This window comes from Pseudomonas sp. FSL R10-2189 (genome assembly GCF_009600325.1).
In the GTDB taxonomy this organism is placed as follows: Bacteria; Pseudomonadota; Gammaproteobacteria; order Pseudomonadales; family Pseudomonadaceae; genus Aquipseudomonas; species Aquipseudomonas helleri.
This window is the reverse complement of sequence record NZ_WIVZ01000026.1, coordinates 41,764-59,539: the sequence shown is the minus strand read 5'-3', so window position 1 is coordinate 59,539 and position 17,776 is coordinate 41,764. Positions and strand designations below refer to the sequence as shown.

15 protein-coding genes are annotated in these 17,776 nt (G+C 59.9%); 6 read left to right on the top strand and 9 right to left on the bottom strand.

Annotated features, from left to right (window positions below; translation table 11 throughout):
* Positions 1-19: 19 nt before the first annotated feature.
* Together hemF and aroE are read left to right on the top strand one after the other, a co-directional pair.
* A complete protein-coding gene (gene hemF / locus GHO32_RS18250) occupies positions 20-934 on the top strand; it encodes an oxygen-dependent coproporphyrinogen oxidase (protein WP_153327931.1) in 915 nt (304 codons plus the stop codon).
* Between the two features lie 22 nt (positions 935-956).
* Positions 957-1,778, top strand: a complete 822-nt coding sequence (gene aroE / locus GHO32_RS18245; RefSeq protein ID WP_153335040.1) for a shikimate dehydrogenase — start codon at positions 957-959, stop codon at positions 1,776-1,778.
* Positions 1,779-2,232: 454 nt separating this feature from the next.
* Here the strand turns inward: aroE and GHO32_RS18240 are convergent, their stop codons facing one another.
* Entirely contained in the window at positions 2,233-3,801 is a 1,569-nt protein-coding gene (locus tag GHO32_RS18240) for a SulP family inorganic anion transporter (protein ID WP_153335039.1), read from the bottom strand.
* Between the two features lie 171 nt (positions 3,802-3,972).
* Between GHO32_RS18240 and GHO32_RS18235 the strand changes: the two genes are divergently transcribed.
* Together GHO32_RS18235 and betT are read left to right on the top strand one after the other, a co-directional pair.
* On the top strand, positions 3,973-4,299 hold the full coding sequence (locus tag GHO32_RS18235; protein WP_123750627.1) for a DOPA 4,5-dioxygenase family protein: 327 nt from the start codon (positions 3,973-3,975) through the stop codon (positions 4,297-4,299).
* Between the two features lie 361 nt (positions 4,300-4,660).
* Positions 4,661-6,622: a choline BCCT transporter BetT gene (betT, locus tag GHO32_RS18230; protein WP_218576903.1), complete on the top strand. Its 1,962-nt coding sequence runs from the start codon at positions 4,661-4,663 to the stop codon at positions 6,620-6,622.
* A 92-nt stretch (positions 6,623-6,714) separates the two neighbouring features.
* Here the strand turns inward: betT and GHO32_RS18225 are convergent, their stop codons facing one another.
* Positions 6,715-7,143 carry a type II toxin-antitoxin system VapC family toxin gene (locus tag GHO32_RS18225; RefSeq protein WP_153335037.1) on the bottom strand — a complete coding sequence of 143 codons (429 nt, stop codon included), beginning with the start codon at positions 7,141-7,143 and terminating at the stop codon, positions 6,715-6,717.
* Positions 7,140-7,385, bottom strand: a complete 246-nt coding sequence (locus GHO32_RS18220; protein WP_153335036.1) for a plasmid stabilization protein — start codon at positions 7,383-7,385, stop codon at positions 7,140-7,142. Before GHO32_RS18220 ends, GHO32_RS18225 begins: the two co-directional genes overlap by 4 nt.
* A 431-nt stretch (positions 7,386-7,816) precedes the next feature.
* On the opposite strand from GHO32_RS18220, the gene GHO32_RS18215 reads away from it, so the two are divergent.
* Positions 7,817-8,074 carry a hypothetical protein gene (locus GHO32_RS18215; protein WP_048372611.1) on the top strand — a complete coding sequence of 86 codons (258 nt, stop codon included), beginning with the start codon at positions 7,817-7,819 and terminating at the stop codon, positions 8,072-8,074.
* 90 nt (positions 8,075-8,164) lie between these two features.
* Here GHO32_RS18215 and GHO32_RS18210 read toward each other — a convergent pair whose 3' ends face one another.
* The 3 genes from GHO32_RS18210 to GHO32_RS18200 are packed head-to-tail and all read right to left on the bottom strand — an operon-like array spanning position 8,165 to position 13,382.
* Positions 8,165-11,227 (bottom strand): efflux RND transporter permease subunit, encoded by a 3,063-nt coding sequence (locus GHO32_RS18210; protein WP_153335035.1) that lies wholly within the window; start codon positions 11,225-11,227, stop codon positions 8,165-8,167.
* Entirely contained in the window at positions 11,224-12,294 is a 1,071-nt protein-coding gene (locus GHO32_RS18205; RefSeq protein ID WP_153335034.1) for an efflux RND transporter periplasmic adaptor subunit, read from the bottom strand. The genes GHO32_RS18210 and GHO32_RS18205 overlap by 4 nt, the downstream gene beginning before the upstream one ends.
* On the bottom strand, positions 12,291-13,382 hold the full coding sequence (locus GHO32_RS18200; protein WP_153335033.1) for an efflux RND transporter periplasmic adaptor subunit: 1,092 nt from the start codon (positions 13,380-13,382) through the stop codon (positions 12,291-12,293). The genes GHO32_RS18205 and GHO32_RS18200 overlap by 4 nt, the downstream gene beginning before the upstream one ends.
* Positions 13,383-13,497: 115 nt before the next feature.
* On the opposite strand from GHO32_RS18200, the gene GHO32_RS18195 reads away from it, so the two are divergent.
* On the top strand, positions 13,498-14,658 hold the full coding sequence (locus GHO32_RS18195; RefSeq protein WP_153335032.1) for an AAA family ATPase: 1,161 nt from the start codon (positions 13,498-13,500) through the stop codon (positions 14,656-14,658).
* Positions 14,659-14,666: 8 nt separating this feature from the next.
* Here the strand turns inward: GHO32_RS18195 and GHO32_RS18190 are convergent, their stop codons facing one another.
* The 3 genes from GHO32_RS18190 to GHO32_RS18180 form a co-directional block, all read right to left on the bottom strand.
* The gene (locus tag GHO32_RS18190) at positions 14,667-15,707 is read right to left on the bottom strand and encodes an RHS repeat-associated core domain-containing protein (protein WP_153337867.1); all 1,041 of its coding nucleotides are present in this window, start codon (positions 15,705-15,707) and stop codon (positions 14,667-14,669) included.
* A 148-nt stretch (positions 15,708-15,855) separates the two neighbouring features.
* A complete protein-coding gene (locus GHO32_RS18185) occupies positions 15,856-16,638 on the bottom strand; it encodes a MetQ/NlpA family ABC transporter substrate-binding protein (protein ID WP_153335030.1) in 783 nt (260 codons plus the stop codon).
* A gap of 191 nt (positions 16,639-16,829) precedes the next feature.
* A complete protein-coding gene (locus GHO32_RS18180) occupies positions 16,830-17,726 on the bottom strand; it encodes a sigma 54-interacting transcriptional regulator (RefSeq protein ID WP_153335029.1) in 897 nt (298 codons plus the stop codon).
* Positions 17,727-17,776: the final 50 nt, after the last annotated feature.

Here is a 17,776-nt window from a genome sequence, read left to right as displayed (position 1 = left end):
CCCGATTTAAGGTGATGTCATGACTACTCGCACCGAGGCCGTTAAAGCCTACTTGCTCGACCTGCAAGACCGTATCTGCGCCGCGCTGGAAACCGAAGATGGCGGCGCGCGCTTCATTGAAGACGCCTGGGAGCGCCCGGCAGGCGGTGGCGGGCGTACCCGCGTGATCGAAAACGGCCAGGTCATCGAAAAAGGCGGTGTGAACTTTTCCCACGTGTTTGGCAGCGGCTTGCCGCCGTCCGCCAGCGCCCATCGCCCTGAACTGGCGGGCCGTGGCTTTGAAGCCCTGGGCGTGTCGCTGGTGATCCACCCGCACAACCCGCATGTGCCGACGTCCCACGCCAACGTGCGGTTTTTCATTGCCGAAAAAGAAGGCGAAGAGCCGGTCTGGTGGTTTGGTGGCGGCTTCGACCTCACGCCCTACTACGGCGTTGAGGAAGACTGCGTGCACTGGCACCGCGTGGCCGAGCAAGCCTGCGCACCGTTCGGCGCCGACGTGTACCCGCGCTACAAAGCCTGGTGCGACCGCTACTTCCACATCAAGCACCGCAACGAGCCGCGTGGTATTGGCGGCCTGTTTTTCGATGACCTGAACGAATGGGATTTCGACACCTGCTTCGCTTTTGTTCGCGCCATCGGCGATGCCTTTATCGACGCCTACCTGCCGATCGTGCAGCGCCGCAAGGCCGACGCCTACACGGCCCAGCAGCGTGAGTTCCAGGAATATCGCCGGGGCCGCTACGTTGAATTCAACCTGGTGCACGACCGTGGCACCCTGTTCGGCCTGCAATCGGGCGGGCGTACCGAGTCGATCCTGATGTCGCTGCCGCCCCACGTACGTTGGGGCTATGACTGGAAAGTGGCGCCCGGTACCGAAGAGGCGCGGCTGACTGAGTACTTTCTGCAAGACCGCGACTGGTTAGCCAACGCCTGACATTGCCCGAGGAGCTTGCCTGATGGACCGTTACGTCGTTTTTGGTAATCCGATCGCCCACAGCAAATCGCCGGTGCTGCACCGCCTGTTTGCCGAGCAAACCGGGCAATCGATGCAGTACGACACGTTGCTCGCGCCGCTGGATGATTTTGGCGGCAGCGCGTTGGCGTTTTTCCAGCAAGGTCGCGGTGCCAACGTGACCGTGCCGTTCAAGGAAGACGCCTATAGCCTGGCCAACAGCCTGACCGCCCGTGCGCAACGGGCGGGCGCGGTGAATACCCTGAGCAAACTGGCTGACGGCACGCTGCTGGGCGACAACACCGATGGCGCGGGGCTGGTGCGCGACCTGACGGTTAACGCGGGCTTCAGCCTCAAGGGCAAGCGCATCCTCATTCTTGGCGCGGGGGGGGCAGTACGCGGCGCGCTGGAACCGATTTTGGCCGAAGGCCCGGCCTCGGTGACCATCGCCAATCGCACGGTCGAAAAGGCCGAAGTGCTGGTGGAGCTGTTCAGCGACCTGGGGCCGGTGGCGGCCAGTGGTTTTGACTGGTTAAAAGAGCCGGTCGACCTGATCATCAACGCGACGTCGGCCAGCCTGGCCGGTGAAGTGCCGCCGATTGCCAGCAGCCTGATCGAGCCGGGTCAAACCCTGTGCTACGACATGATGTACGGCAAAGCGCCGACGCCGTTTTGCCTCTGGGCCAGCGAGCATGGCGCGGGCCACGTCATGGATGGCCTGGGCATGCTGGCCGAACAGGCCGCAGAAGCCTTCTACCTGTGGCGCGGCGTACGCCCGGACACCGCCCCGGCGCTGGCCGAGCTACGCCGCCTGCTGGCGCAATAAACCCCTTGTAGGAGCGAGCTTGCTCGCGATCTTTTGATCTTGATCTGGCTTTTGATCTGAGAGGCCCCGTTAAACCACGCTGGCCGAACGCAGGTGTTGCGCAGTGGGTAACCCGGCAGGACGCCGGGTTAGCCGCGACACGGCCATGGATGGCCGATCGCGGCGGGCCCACGGAGTAAGGCCTGTGGTGAGGGCATGCCGAGCTACAGCGAGGCACCGAGGGGTTGGGGCAAAAAGCGTTTGGCCACTTTGCGCTTTTCAAAGTGGCACGGCGTAAGGCCGGAACCCTAAGTGGCCGTTGCCGCAGCAACGGATATGCACAAAAAATCAAGAGCCCCTCACCCTAGCCCTCTCCCGAAGGAGAGGGAACCGATTGGGGGATGCCGAAGATACTCGCTGTCCTGTTTGCTGCGCGACAGCGCGGCGTCGAAGACGGGGCGGCCACTCCTACAGGTCAGTCCTCAAACAAAATCGGGCACTTGTCCGCGCCTTCCAGCTTCTTCAATTCTTCCACCACCGGCGCCCGTGCCCGGCGCAAGGTCAGGCTGCGGCCTAGCCCCAGCAACCGGCGGGCTTCCTGGTGCAGCATCTCAACCCCCGAATAGTCGATAAAGTTGATGTGCTGCGCCTCGATCACCACCCGCTGCCCCTGGGTGCGTTGCAAACGCACTTGCAGGTAATGGCTGGCGCCGAAAAAAATCGACCCGCCGACCCGCAGTACTTCTTCATCCCCCTCTGTCCATTGCTGAATGCGCGGGCGCGAAGTGCGCTTGAGGTAGAAAAACAGCGACGCCAGCACCCCGGCATAAATCGCTGTTTGCAGCTCCAGCAGCAAGGTGGCGACGCAGGTCAGCGCCATTACCGCGAACTCGGCCCGGCTCACCCGCCACAGCGCACGAATGCCGCGGGTGTCCACCAACCCCCAACTGATCAGCAAAATGCTGCCTGCCATGGCCGGGATCGGGATGTGCGCAATCAGCGCGGAACCGGTGATCGCAAACAGCGCCACCCACAACGCGGAAAACACCCCGGCCAATGGCGAGCGGGCACCCGCTTCGTAGTTGAGCCCCGACCGGGTGAACGATCCCGAGGACAAATACCCCGAGAACAAGGCGCCGAACACGTTGGACAAGCCTTGTGCGCGGATCTCCTGATTAGCGTCGAGCATCTGCTGCGAACGTGCTGCTATCGAGCGGGCAATCGACAAACTGGTCACCAACCCCAGCATGCCCACCGCCACAGCACTTGGGAGCAGACGCAACAGCGTTTCGATATCCAGCGGCAGCGGGCTAAATGGCGGCAAACGCCCCACAAACGCCTGCACCAACTGCACATGGCCAAACACCGACGGCAGCAGCCACACGGCCAGGCTGGCGAGCACCAGGGTCAACAGCAGCGTCGGCCAACGTGGCAGCCAGAGCTTGAGTGCGACGCCCACCAGCACCGTCCCTACCCCAAGCCCCAACGAGGCTGGGTCGAAGTCGCGCACATGGCGCAACAGCGTCAGCAGGCTGTCCAGCGCCGTGGCTTTGCCCGGCACGTCAACGCCCAGCACATTGGGCAACTGGCCCAAGGCAATCACCACCGCCGCGCCAAGGGTGAACCCCACCACCACCGAATGTGAGACAAAATTGGCCAGCGCGCCGAACTTCAGCATCCCCAGCAGCCACTGAAAAATCCCCGCCAAAAACGTCAGCAGCAGGATCAGGCCGATGTAGTCCTGCGTGCCGGGCACCGCCAGCGGGCTGACACTGGCAAACAGCACAATCGAGATGGCCGCCGTCGGCCCGCAGATCAAATGCCACGACGAGCCCCACAAGCACGCAATAATTACTGGCACAATGGCAGCATATAGCCCGTATTCAGGCGGTAAACCTGCAATCAAGGCGTAGGCGATGGACTGCGGCAGTGCCAGAATTGCACCACTCAAGCCCACCAGCGCATCTCGGCCTACGCTTGCACGGGTTTGTTTGGGCAGCCAATTCAGAAATGGCAGGATGGCAGTGCGGTTGAGCCGGGGCATAACGCTCTCGCTGAGTGTGGGTTTAGAGTGCGCGTGCAAGGTTACCTCTGTGGGAGCGGGCTTGCTCGCGATGGCCTCGCCGCGGATGTTCGCATACACCGCACCGTCTGCATCGCGAGCAAGCCCGCTCCCACATTAATAATGCGTGCAGCACACCATCAAGAGGCGCTTATGCAACGAATCAAGGGCTATCACGCCCACGTCTATTACGACGCCAGCACCATCGACCAGGCGCGCGCGCTGTGCGAAGAAGCGGCGCACCGATTTGGCATCAGCATGGGCCGCGTCCACGAACGCCCGGTCGGCCCGCATCCCGACTGGAGCTGCCAACTGGCCTTCGGCCCCGAGCTGCTCGGCATTGTATTGCCCTGGCTGGCTATCAGCCGACACGGGCTGGTGATCTTTCTGCACCCCGACACGGGCAATGACCTGCTGGATCACACCGATCATGCGATCTGGATGGGTGAAATCAGACCGTTGAATTTGTCTATTTTTTGACCAGAAAGCGAAGCGCTTCGATTTTTTGGAATTTTTTTTCACCCCCTAAAATTCCGCCCGCGACCTACCGTCGGCAAATCCCGGATAGCCCCGTGCCATAACGGCTGAACGTTCGTGCGCGGGCATGTGTCATACCTTGCCATGAGCTAACGTAAGACACGTGTAGCCAAGGGTAGCGATTAGTCCTCACACGCCATCCATGTTTAACTTGAATGCTCGTTCAAGTTAAACCGGTGGTCCGCTGCCCGCTCACAACAGGAGGCTAACCTTTGCCGAACTCGCTCTTTTTACGCCTGTATCACTGCTGCGAGGTGTATTTGCCATGAGTGCACCTTCGACGTCGCAGACGTCTCTCATCCGCATGAACCCGCCGGTTTTTTACTTTGCCGCCGGGTTTATTCTGGTCTTCGGGCTGGTGGTGATTTCATTGCCCGAAGCCGCCGGTGAATGGCTACTGGCAGCACAAAACTGGGCGGCCAATACGGTCGGCTGGTACTACATGCTAGCGATGACCCTGTATCTGATCTTCGTGGTCGTCACCGCCTTGTCCGGCTACGGCAAGATCAAGCTCGGTGCCGACCACGACGAACCTGAGTTCAGTTACCTGTCCTGGGCGGGCATGCTCTTTGCCGCCGGGATCAGCATCACGCTATTTTTCTTTTGTGTGTCAGAACCCCTCACCCACATGCTCAACCCGCCACAAGGCCCGGCCGGTAACGCCGAGGCGGCGCGCCAAGGCATGCAGTTGCTGTTTTTGCACTGGGGTTTGCACGGTTGGGGCGTGTTTGCCTTTGTCGGCATGGCGCTGGCCTACTTTGCCTACCGGCATAACCTGCCGCTGGCGTTGCGTTCGGCGTTGTACCCGCTGATCGGCAAACGCATCAATGGCCCCATCGGTTACGCAGTAGACGGCTTTGGCATCATCGCCACGGTGTTTGGTCTGGGCGCCGACATGGGTTTTGGGGTGTTGCACCTCAACTCCGGGCTCGACTACCTGTTCGGCGTGCCGCATACCCAATGGATTCAGGTGGGGTTGATCACCCTGATGATGGGCGCGGCCATTCTGGTGGCCATCGCGGGCGTCGACAAAGGCGTGCGCGTGATGTCCGACATCAACATGCTGCTGGCCTGTGCCCTGCTGCTGTTCGTGCTGTTCGCAGGGCCGACTCAGCACCTGCTCAACACCTTGATCCAGAACATCGGTGACTATTTGGGCGCGCTGCCGACCAAGAGCTTTGATGTGTATGCCTACAACAAGCCGAGCGACTGGCTGGGCGGCTGGACCGTGTTCTATTGGGCCTGGTGGATCGCATGGTCGCCGTTTGTAGGCCTGTTTATTGCGCGTATCTCCCGTGGCCGGACCATTCGCGAATTTGTCTTTGGCGTGCTGTTGATTCCGCTGGGCTTCACCCTGGCGTGGATGTCGATTTTCGGCAACAGCGCCATCGACCAAGTGCTCAACCACGGCCTGACGGCGTTGGGCCAAGCCGCCATCGACGACCCGTCGCGGGCCTTGTACCTGCTGCTGGAAACCTACCCATGGAGCAAAACCGTGATCGCCGTGACGGTGTTCATCAGTTTTGTGTTCTTCGTGACCTCGGCCGACTCCGGCACCGTGGTGCTGTCGACCCTCTCGGCGCGTGGCAATAGCGCTGACGAAGACGGCCCCAAATGGCTGCGGGTGTTCTGGGGCGGGATGACCGCGCTGGTGACCAGTGCGCTGTTGTTCTCGGGCAGCATCGACGCGCTCAAGTCGGCGGTGGTCCTGACCTCGCTGCCGTTCTCGCTGATCCTGTTGCTGATGATGTGGGGCCTGCACAAGGCGTTCTACCTGGAGTCGCAGAAGAAGATCGCGCAGATGCACTCGCTGGCCCCGGTGGCCGTGTCGCGCCGTGGCCGTGGTGGCTGGCGTCAACGCTTGAGCCAGGCCGTGCACTTCCCGTCGCGGGACGAGGTGTACCGCTTCATGGACACCACGGTGCGCCCGGCAATTGAAGAAGTGAGCGCGGTGTTCCTTGAAAAAGGCCTCAACGTTGTCACCCAGCCTGACCCGGCCAATGACAACGTCAGCCTTGAGATTGGTCATGGTGACCAGCACCCGTTCGTCTACCAGGTGCAAATGCGCGGCTACTTCACGCCATCGTTTGCCCGTGGCGGCATGGGCCCCAAAGAACTGCGTAACCGCCGTTACTACCGGGCTGAAGTGCACCTGAGCGAAGGCAGCCAGGACTACGACCTGATGGGCTACACCAAGGACCAGATCATCAACGACATCCTCGACCAGTACGAACGCCACATGCAGTTCCTGCATTTGGTGCGTTGAACTTGGGCTGCGATCTTTTGGTGTTCAAGATCAAAAGATCGCGAGGCAAGCTCGCTCCTACAGGGCCTGTGCAACACCTGTGGGAGTGGGCATCATGATTCGCCAAATAGCCATGGGTTGATCAGATTCAAAGTGCCTTGCGAGAAGTCTTTAACGTTGCGTGTCGCGAGGCTTGCCTGATGTGCAATACAGGTAGCGGCTATTTGCGCATCTGCCAGGCTGACGGACTTGCCTGAGGCTTGACTGGTTGCGACCCACACTGCGTAACGGGGTGCCGTATGTGCATCGAAAGGTAAGACTCTGTCAGCAAAGTCTTCATCGAACAAAGCCTGTGCAATGACGTGCAACTGATCTTTACGTTTGCCAGTGGGAAGCCGCTCGATGCCGTGAAGTATTTCGGCCATGGTGATGGCGCTGATAAACAAATCATCACATGGCTGCGCGTCTACCCATGCAACCACGGCTTGGCTGGGTTGGGGGCGCATAAGTTCAGAGAGTACGTTGGTATCGAGAATGATCATTCATCGAAGCCCACGGTGCGCACACGCTCTTCTCTAGTGGGTAACTCTAATTCAATGCCACCTGTCTCAGCGAAGCGAGCGCGGATACGGCTGGCTAAACCTTGGTTTTGGGCGGGTTTTCTTAATGCTCTGCGCAAGATAAGCCGAGCCTCTTCTTCCATGGAATGGCCATTAAGGGCTGCTTCTATACGCAGGCGTTCCTTGATTTGATCATCCAGGTTTCTAATGGTGATGCTGGCCATAAATAACCTCATGCAATCAATGAAATCGTTGCAATCATAGGGCGATGAAATTGACACCTCCAGAGCGTACAGACCAGCGGTCCTTAGCTAAAGCGCGCTTGGCGTAGATGATTTACAGACCTTTCCCTGTCTTGTGTGGGATGAGGCTTGCTCGTGCTTTGGCCCATTGTGGTGCCCGTTGCGGGCTGCCTATAGTTCGCCCCGTCGCTGAATCATCAGCGTTCGGGCGTGCAAGCCTGAATATTGGATTTCAACTTTTCAAAACGCTTGGTAGGCTCCGCGCCTGCACTCAGCGTTATGGCGGTTGTGCGTGGGAGATCTTCGGGTCTGCCGGGTCCCAATAACCGGTCTTGCATACCTGCGCACAGCTGCCACCCTCTTTCTGCGTGCAAGCTGATTGAAGTGGCTCCACAACTTATTGGAGTTCCACCATGTCGCATTTCCTCCCGCAAACCGACAATCCTGTCGATTCCAACGTTCTCTTGATTGATACCCAGGCGTCTGTGTCTGCCTTGCTCACCTGTGCTGAGCAGCGCTTTCAGGCGGCCAAGAATTTGTTGCGCAGTTTGTCCCACATGAACGCCTACAGCAGCGATCCGCATGATTTGAGTGCGGTGTGTGAGGCGACGTCGTTGTTGTTGCAAGAAGGCTGCGATGTGCTGGGGGTGTTGGTGTTGCGCGAGGTGTAAAACACCCGGAGCTGACGCAGGCTGCGATCTTTTGATCTTGAACATCAAATGATCGCAGCCTTCGGCAGCTCCAGGATTAGGCGTTAGCCGTCAGTGAATGGCCGGTGGCGGATTTTTGTTTTCTTTGATGCGGTACCAGGCCACGTACAGGGCCGGCAAGAACAGCAAGGTCAACAAGGTGGCCGAGAAAATGCCGCCGATCATGGCGTAGGCCATCGGGCCCCAGAACACGTCCCGTGCAATCGGGATCATGCCCAGGCTGGCCGCTGCGGCGGTCAGCAGGATGGGCCGACGACGGTGATGCGTGGCCTGGACCACCGCATGCCACGGGTCGAAACCGTCACGTTCGAACTGGTCGATCTGGGTCACCAGGATCACCGTGTTACGAATGATGATGCCGATCAGCGCCAGAATCCCCAGAATCGCGATAAAGCCCATTGGCGTGCCCGTGGGCACCAGCGCCAACACCACGCCAATCAGGCCCAGTGGCGCGACGCTGACCACGATGAACATTTTCTGCACGCTTTGCAGCTGGATCATCAAAAAGGTCGCCATCAAAAACAGCATCAACGGGATGACTTTGGCGATCGGGCCTTGGGCCTTGGCGCTTTGCTCCACGGTGCCGCCGGTTTCGACTTTGTAGCCTTGCGGCAGTTTGGCGATGAAGGCATCGATGGTCGGTTTAAGGTCGTCCACCAGGTCAACCGCCTGAATGTCGCCGCGCACCGCAGCCTTGAGGGTCAAGGTCGGTATGCGGTCACGGCTCCAGACCAGCGGCTGCTCCAGCTCGTAGCGCACCGAGGCAAACGCCAGCAACGGGATCGAGGTGCCGCTCGGTGTGGTGATTTGCAGGTTGAGCAGGGTTTCTGGCGTGTTGCGCTCGCTGCCATTGGCCCGGCCGACGATGTCGATCAGGTAGATGCTGTCTTTAACCTGGCTGACGGTGGCGCCGGTGACGATGCTGTTCATCACTTGCGCGACGTCTTCGGACGACAAACCAAACTGGCGGGCTTTGTCTTGGGCGATGTCGACCCGCAGCACTTTGCCCGGCTCGTTCCAGTTGAACAGGGTTTCGCCCACGTTGGGGTTGGCGTCGAGCACGGTGGCCAGGTCGATGGCGTGTTTGCGCACCTGGTCGATGTTCGGGCCGCTCACCCGGTATTGCAGCGGCTGGCCCACGGGCGGGCCCAGTTCCAGGGTGTGCACATAACTGCCAACGCCGACAAACTCTTCACGCAGGCGTTTGTTGAGGCGCTCCATCAACACGTCGCGGCTCTCCAGCCCGGTGCTGACGATAACCAACTGCGCGAAGAACGGGTTTTGCAGTTGCTGGTCCAGAGGCAGATAGAAACGGATCGCGCCCTCGCCTACGTAGGTACTCCAGCGCACGATGTCCGGGTCGTCCTTGAGCGAGGCTTCAAAGCGTTGGGTGACTTTGAGGGTTTCCTGGATCGAGGCGTTTTGCGGCAGGTTCAAATCCACCAGGATTTCAGGCCGCTCAGAGGCCGGGAAGAACTGGTTTTGCACGAAGGTCATGCCCACCACCGAGGCCAGGAACATCGCCGCCGTGCCGCCGATGGTCCACCAGCGATGGGTCATGCACCACAGCAGGCCGGTGTTGAACGCTTGGGCCAACCGCCCCGGTTTTTCGGACTTGGGTTTGACCTTGGCCGGCAGCACGTGCACGCCCAGCACCGGGGCAAACAGCACCGCCACCATCCATGACACCAGCAGGGCCACACCAATCACCGCGAACAGGGTGAAGGTGTACTCGCCCGCCGCGCTGTTGTTGAGGCCGATCGGGACAAAGCCCGCCACCGTGACCAAGGTCCCGGTAAGCATCGGGAACGCCGTGGAGTGGTAGGCAAACGTTGCGGCCTGCTGTTTGGTTTCGCCCAGTTCCAGCCGCGAGATCATCATCTCTACCGTGATCATCGCGTCGTCCACCAACAGGCCCAGGGCGATGATCAACGCGCCCAGCGACACACGCTGCATGGCAATGCCGGTGAATTCCATAAACACGAAGACCAGCGCCAGCACCAGCGGGATCGAGATCGCCACCACCATGCCTGCGCGCAGGCCCAGGCTGATAAAACTCACTGCCAGAACGATGATCACCGCCTCAAACAGCGCGCTGGTGAAGCCGTGTACGGCCACCTGAACCACTTCGGCCTGGTCAGAGACCATGTGCACGCCCACGCCCACCGGCAGTTGCGCGGTCAGTTCGTTGATGCGCTGCTGCAGTTGCTCGCCGAATTCCTGAATGTTGCCGCCCGTGTTCATGGCCACGGCCAGGCCGATGGCCGGTTGGCCGTTGTAATGGAACATCGGCGCGGCCGGGTCGACATAGCCACGGGTGATGTCGGCCACGTCAGCGAGCCGGTAGAAACGGTTGTTGACCCGCAGGTTGACCGCCTCAAGGTCGGCCACGCTGTGGAACTGGCCGGAGGCGCGCACCGACATGCGCTCTGGTCCGGCTTCAATGACGCCCGCCGGGGTCACGGCGTTTTGCTCTTGCAGGCTTTGCAGAATGTGCTGTTGATCAAGGCCCAGCGCGGCCAGTTTGCGGGTCGAGAAGTCGAGGTAGAAGGTTTCGGCCTGTTCGCCGATGGTCATCATCTTGCCGCGATTGGGAATGTCGCGAATCCCCAGGCGCACCTCTTCGACGTAGTCGCGCAGCTGGCGCATGCTGATGCCGTCGCCGGTAAAGGCGTAAATCGTGCCATACACATCACCGAACTCATCGTCGAACCCCGGGCCGAGAATGCCTTGGGGGAAGTCGCCGCGAATGTCGCCGATTTTTTTGCGCACCTCGTACCAGATATGCGGGATGAGCTCAGCCTTGGTGGTGTCTTTCAAAAACACAAACACCGTGGACTCGCCCGGCCGGGTGTAGCTCTGGACGTAATCGAGGGTGTCCAGCTCTTCGAGCTTTTTCTCGATGCGGTCGGTGATTTGCAGCATGGTGTCGTCCACCGTGGCGCCGGGCCACTTGGTCTGGATCACCATGGTTTTGATGGTAAAGCTGGGGTCTTCGGCGCGGCCCAGGTTGAAGTACGAAAAGAACCCGGCAAGCACCGCGACGAACATCAGGTACCACACGAATGACTGATGCTCGAGGGCCCACTCGGACAGGTTGAATTTCCCATTCATTGCGAGCTTTCCTTGTCGAGTCTGACTTTTTGTCCGGGTTTAAGGCTGTAGGCGCCCGCACTGACCACGGTGTCACCGCTGCTGATGCCGCCCGAGAGCAACACGGTATTGGCGTCGCGGCGCCACACGGTTACCTCCCGCGTATTGGCGGTGAGTGTGTGCGGGTCGACGACCCACACACGGGTTTTGCCGTCGGTTTCTTGCAGGGCGGTCTGCGGCACCTGGAAGTGCTGGGTAATCGGGCTGCTGACCGTCACGCTGATGGAGCTGCCTAGGCGGAAGGCCGGTGGGGTCTGGTCCAGGGTTAGCCGCACACGGCGGGTGCGCGTGGCGCTGTCGGCCTGTGGCGCGATTTCGCGAACATGGGCCTTGGTGTTGACGTTCGGGTCGAGCTGGCCAGCGACAAAAAACACGACGTCTTTGGGCAGGGCTTCGGCCAGCGGCGCCGGGAGGTCGATCACCGCTTCCTTGATTTCAGGTCGCGCCAGGGTGGCCACGGCTTCACCGACACTCACCACTTGGCCGGCCTCGACCGCCCAATCGGTGATCACCGCATCATGGTCTGCACGCAGGTTGCAGTAGCTGAGCTGGTCTTTGGCCTGATTTAGCGCCGCTGACGCTTGTTGCACGGCGGCCTGCGCGGTTTTGAGGTCGGCTTGTGCCGTGTCCAGCTGGGCTTGCGCGCCCACGCCCTGATTGAACAGCTCTTGCTGGCGCCGGGCATTGGCCTGAGCGTTGATCAACTGCGCGCGGGACTTGTCCAGATCGCCTTGGGCGGCGCGCACATTGTTTTGCTGATCGGTCGGGTCGAGGCTGGCCAAAATATCGCCTTCTTTAACCAACGCGCCAACGTCGTAATAGCGCCGCACGATGCGGCCCGGCACGCGAAAGCCCAAGGTGCTTTCGTAGCGGGCTTCGATATTGCCGGCAAAGCGCCCCAGGTGTTGGGTCAGGTCGGGCTTTACCACCACGTAGAGCACGGGCCTGATGGGTGGCTCAGGCGGCTTTTTTTCAGAGCAGCCCAGCAACAACAGGGCCGCGAAAGGCGCTATCCATAGACGGTTCATAGCGCCATCCCCCCTGCTGGCGTGGGTGCTATCTCGACCTTCATGCCGGGGTGTAACAATTGTCCGCCTGCGACCACAACTTTTTCTCCGTCCTTGAGGCCATCACTGATGATCACGCTGCCGGTCAGGTAGCGCCCCACGGTGACTTTTTGCAGGCGCGCATTGTTGTCGCCGTCGACCACCCACACCGCCGGGTCGCTGACATCTTTGGTCAGGGCTGACCAGGGCATTTCAATGCTGCGCTGCGGCGCCGGGCTCAGGTTGACGCTGACAATCGAGCCCAGGTCCATGCCTTTGGGCAGCGAGTCCAGTTGCACCTTGATTTGCAGCGTGCCGCTTTGCGCCGCCACGGCGGGGGTGATCTCACGGATAAAACCGTTGGCTTTGACCGTCGGGTCCTGCAACAGGGTGACTTGCACTGTGGGGTCTTTGGGCGGCTCGATAAACAGCGATTCGTACACGTTGAACACGGCATCGCGGGCGCCATCACGGGCCAGCGAGAACATCGGCATGGTGGCTTGCACCACTTGCCCGACCTCGGCCTGACGCTCGGTGATGATGCCGGGCGCTTCCGCCACCAGGTTGCTGTAGCTGAGTTGTTCGCGGGCGTTGGCCAGTTGCGCTTGCGCCGCCGCCAAGGCGCTTTGTGCGCTCTGCTGGGCCGCATAGGCCGCATCGTATTCGCTCTGGCTGGTGTAGCCTTTTGGCAGCAGCTTTTGCTGGCGCACATAGGCGGCGCGGGTTTGTACCACTTGCGCCTGTTGCGCATACACGCTGGCCTGGGCGGTCTCGACCTGGATTTTCAAGTCTTTGGGGTCTAGGCGCGCCAACACCTGGTTGGCCTGAATGTGATCACCGACATCGACCTTGCGCTCGATGATTTTGCCGCCGACCCGAAAGGACAGCTGGGTTTCGACCCGGGCCTGAATGTCGCCACTGAGCGCAATGGGAGGTGCATAGTCGCGGCTGGTAACTTCTTGTATATAAACCCGTGGTGATAAAGGCTCTTTGGGGCCTTCTTTACCGCAAGCCGTCAGGAGCGCCAAAAGGCTTAAGCCCCAAGCACACTTGATTCGTGGACCAGCCATGCAGACTCCTTTGCTTGGTGCTGAGTGATCGAGACAATACGACACATAGCGTAGAACAGGGTTCAGACTTTGTGGGACTCTGTGCACGCCTTGCTCACACTTTTGAGGTCACCCAATGCTCACCACTCTGGCGGTGGCCAACTATCGCTCTATCAACCAGTTGATCGTCCCGCTGGCGCGGCTCAATTTGATCACCGGCCCCAATGGCAGCGGTAAATCCAATCTGTACCGTGCGCTGCGTTTGCTGGCCGAGACGGCTCAGGGCGGGGTGGTCAATGCATTGGCCCGTGAAGGCGGGCTGGAGTCGACGTTCTGGGCGGGGCCCGAGGTGGTGTCGCGGCGCATGAAGTCTGGCGAGGTGGCCATCGAGGGCGGCCCGCGCAACAAGGTTAAGCGCTTGCGCATGGGCTTTGCGGCCGACGATTTCAGCTACGCTATCGCCTTGGGGGTGTCGCCGCCTGAGCTGTCAGCGTTTACCCTCGACCCGCAAATCAAACACGAAAGCATTTGGGTGGGCCCTAGCTACCGTCCGGCCAGTGAGCTGGTGGAGCGTAATGGCCCGATGATCCGTGCCCGTACCGAACGCAGTTGGCAGGTACTGGCGCAACACACGCCGATGTTCGACAGCTTGTTCGATCAAGTCGGCAGCCTGCAGGCCTCGCCCGAAGTGCTGCGGTTGCGAGAGTCGATTCGCGGTTGGCGCTTTTATGATCACTTTCGCACCGACCCTGATGCGCCGGTGCGTCAGCCGCAGTTGGGCACGCGCACACCGGTGCTGCACCACGATGGCCGCGACCTGGCTGCGGCCCTGCAAACCATCCTCGAAATGGGCGACCCGCAAGCCCTGCACAGCGCCATCAGTGACGCCTTCCCCGGCGCACGGCTGGAGATCAATGCCTTGCCCGGTGGGCGTTTTGCTGTCGAGTTCTATCAAGAAGGGTTGTTGCGCCCGCTGTCGGCGGCGGAGTTGTCGGACGGCACCTTGCGTTACCTGCTGCTGGTGGCTGCCCTGCTCACGCCGCGCCCGCCGACGCTGATGGTGCTCAACGAGCCCGAAACCAGCCTGCACCCCGACCTGCTGCCCGCGCTGGCGCGATTGATCATTCGTACCTCGCTCCATTCCCAGGTGTGGGTGGTGTCCCATGCGCGGCGGCTGATTGCCGCCTTGCAGCAAGACCCGGAGTGCAACTGCATCGTGCTGGAAAAAAACCTCGGCCAGACCGAGGTGGTGGGGCAGCGAATGCTGGATCAACCGGCTTGGCATTGGGCGGATTGATAGAGCGATCAAGCCGTTCGTATGCGGTGTACATAAGGGACAAGTTGGGGGGCGGGTTCGTTGATAGGGCGCACGTAAAGCGTGGGCATTGGCGGTTCTGGGGGGGCTTTTTCGGTGGTTTGTATAGCAAGGCGTTGCGAGGTTGAGCTCGACGTTGAGGAAGGAGAGTTTCTAGGGGGACGCGGCGGTGGGGTGTTTTTACCCATTAACTTGGCAACTCTCTTAGCTCTGGCTGCCTTTCTAATGCCTCTCCAGCCCAGCTTAGTGGCCAAGACAGAGCTGCTTAAACCTAAAATGGCCAAGGCCACGCCCACCGCGGTCATTTCAGTGCTGCCTGTGTTGTTACTTCCCGCTGCCATGCTCAATCGAACGGTGCCGACAATACCTGCGGAGGCTGTAAACCCCACACCAGCGACCTTCGCTAGATCAACGGCCTTGATGGGGCCAGCTTTTAACGCTTTGAAGGATGCGTAAAAGCCCACAGAGGGAATTGCTCCGACCGCTGTCCCGCCCAGCCCAATGACCGACAGGACGACAGGGGCTATCAAGGCAAAGGAAAACTGCCCATTGGGGTCTACCCGGTTAACCGGATCACCCAGGCAATAGCAGTAGGGGTTCAACCCCCCGGCACCAAACGGGCTTAACGTATCGGGGCTGTTAAAGCGCATCAATACGGGGTTGTACGCGCGGTGGCCGTTACCCAACAGATAGTGGCCGGTCAACGGATCGTGGGCTTCTCCGTTAAACCCCAACAGCCTCTGTTGCCCACACTGATGGCCATACGGGGTGTAAGCCCGCGGGTAATGGTGTACGCCGCTGAGTGAATGCAACACGCTGCGTTGCAGGTCGGTGCCCAGCAACAGGGTGGCGGTTGTGTGTTTTTCAGCCAGTAACTGATCGTAGTGCTGAAAGATTGTCTGGCTGTGTTCACCCCGGCGTGCAGTGCTCAAGCGCTCACGCTGATAAAAATGCTGCGTCGAGGGCTGGGCGCCCATTGTCGTTGTTGTTAAGCGATCCAGAGGATCGTAGGCATAGCGTTTAAGAGGCATGAGAGTTGGCTCTTTGCTGGAAGTCCCCCCAGCTTTGCTCCAATGCCAGACCTTGCCTACCTGTTAACTCTGCTAGGTACTTTTGCTAAATACTAAAAAACGCCGACGCTGTAGGAGCCGTCGGCGTTTTGAGTGGGCGGGCGTTGGATTAGAACGCAGGCACTACCGCACCTTTGTATTTCTGCTCAATGAAGGCTTTGACTTCAGGGCTGGTCAGGGCTTTGGACAGCTTTTGGATTGCGTCGCTGTCTTTGTTGTCCGGGCGAGCCACCAGGAAGTTCACGTAAGGCGAATCAGAGCCTTCAATGATCAGCGCGTCAGTGGCCGGGTTCAGGCCCGCTTCCAGCGCGTAGTTGGTGTTGATCATGTCCAGGTCAACTTGGTCCAGCACGCGTGGCAGCAGTGCCGACTCAAGCTCTTTGAACTTGAAGTTGTGCGGGTTTTTGGCGATGTCTTTCGGGGTGGCCACCGCGTTGGTCGGGTCTTTCAGTTCGATCAGACCGGCCTTTTGCAGCAGGATCAATGCACGGCCGCTGTTGCTGCCTTCGTTAGGGATCGCGATGGTTGCGCCGTCTTTCAGGTCTTTGATGTCTTTAACTTTTTTGGAGTAACCACCAAACGGTTCAACGTGTACGCCAACCACGGTCACCAGGTTGGTGCCTTTGCCTTTGTTAAAGCTTTCGAGGTACGGCAGGGTCTGGAAGTAGTTGGCGTCCAGACGCTTCTCTGCGACTTGTACGTTGGGCTGCACGTAGTCGGTGAAAACTTTAATGTCCAGATCCACGCCTTCTTTGGCGAGGGCCGGTTTGATCAACTCAAGGATTTCAGCGTGAGGAATCGGGGTCGCAGCGACCACCAATTTTTCGTTAGCCTGTGCCAGGCCTGCCGTCAGAGCAGCCGCCAATGCGGAAAACAACAGAACCTTTTTCATGCAATGTCCTTAAGGGGTGACCGTTCTGGTAACGGTTTTATTGGAGTCGGAGCGAAAGATACCGACTTTCTTTATTCCAGAACAATAATATTTATTCATTCGCTTAGATCGTTTGGTTCTTTAAATCCCTGTCTGTAGGAGCGAGCTTGCCTCGCGATCTTTTGATCGTCTAAAAGATCGCCAGGTGGGGGTTATGCCAGCAGCTGTTTCAGCACCGTCAGCTCCTGCGCCGTTGCGCCTTTAATAAAATGCTCAATCTGCCCCAGGCTGTCAGGCAGGTTCAAATGCTCGGGGCGGATCTCTTCGCCGGTGCTCACCAGCAGCGCAAAGTGGATGACGTTCTCCAGCTCACGGGTATTACCGGGCCACGTGTGGCGCTCCAGTACCCGTTGCGCGCTGTCACTGATAAACGGCACCGGCAGGTTGAGGCGCTGGCTGTAGATGCCCAAAAAGTATTCGGCCAACGACAAAATATCCCCCGGCCGCTCGCGCAAAGCAGGCAACGGCAACTGCCCTTCGCTGAGGTAGTGATACAGCCGCTCGTGAAACTTACCGGCCTGTACCGCCTGGGCCAGGTCGATGCTGGTGGCCGCCACCAAGCGCACATCCACCGGGCTGGGTTGATGGGCGCCGACCCGGGTCACTTCGTGGGTTTCCAGCGCAGCCAGCAATTTGACCTGAATGCCCAGCGGCAAATCACCGATCTCATCCAGATACAACGTGCCGCCATTGGCTGAGCCGAACCAGCCGGCGCGGCTGCTGGCCGAACTGCTGTGGCTGCCGGGGGCGTAACCGAACAACTCGGCATCGGCGTAGGTCGGGCTGATCGCGCCGCAATTGACTGACACAAACAAACCGGTGCGGTCGCTGGCACGGTGAATATGCCGCGCCAACAGCTCTTTACCCGTGCCGGTTTCGCCGCGAATCAAGACCGGCAACGCGCGCGGCGCCAGCAGTTCCAGGTCATCACGCAATCGGCGCGAACGCGGGTCGACAAACACCAGCGCTTTGGCGCGAATGCTCAGCGGGCTTTTTTCGGCGTCGGGGAAGGTCAGCAGGGGCTGACCAAAGGTTTCATGCAGACTCATGGCGGGCTCCCGCCCGCTGCCGATGGGTGGGCGCGGGCGTTACAAAAAAT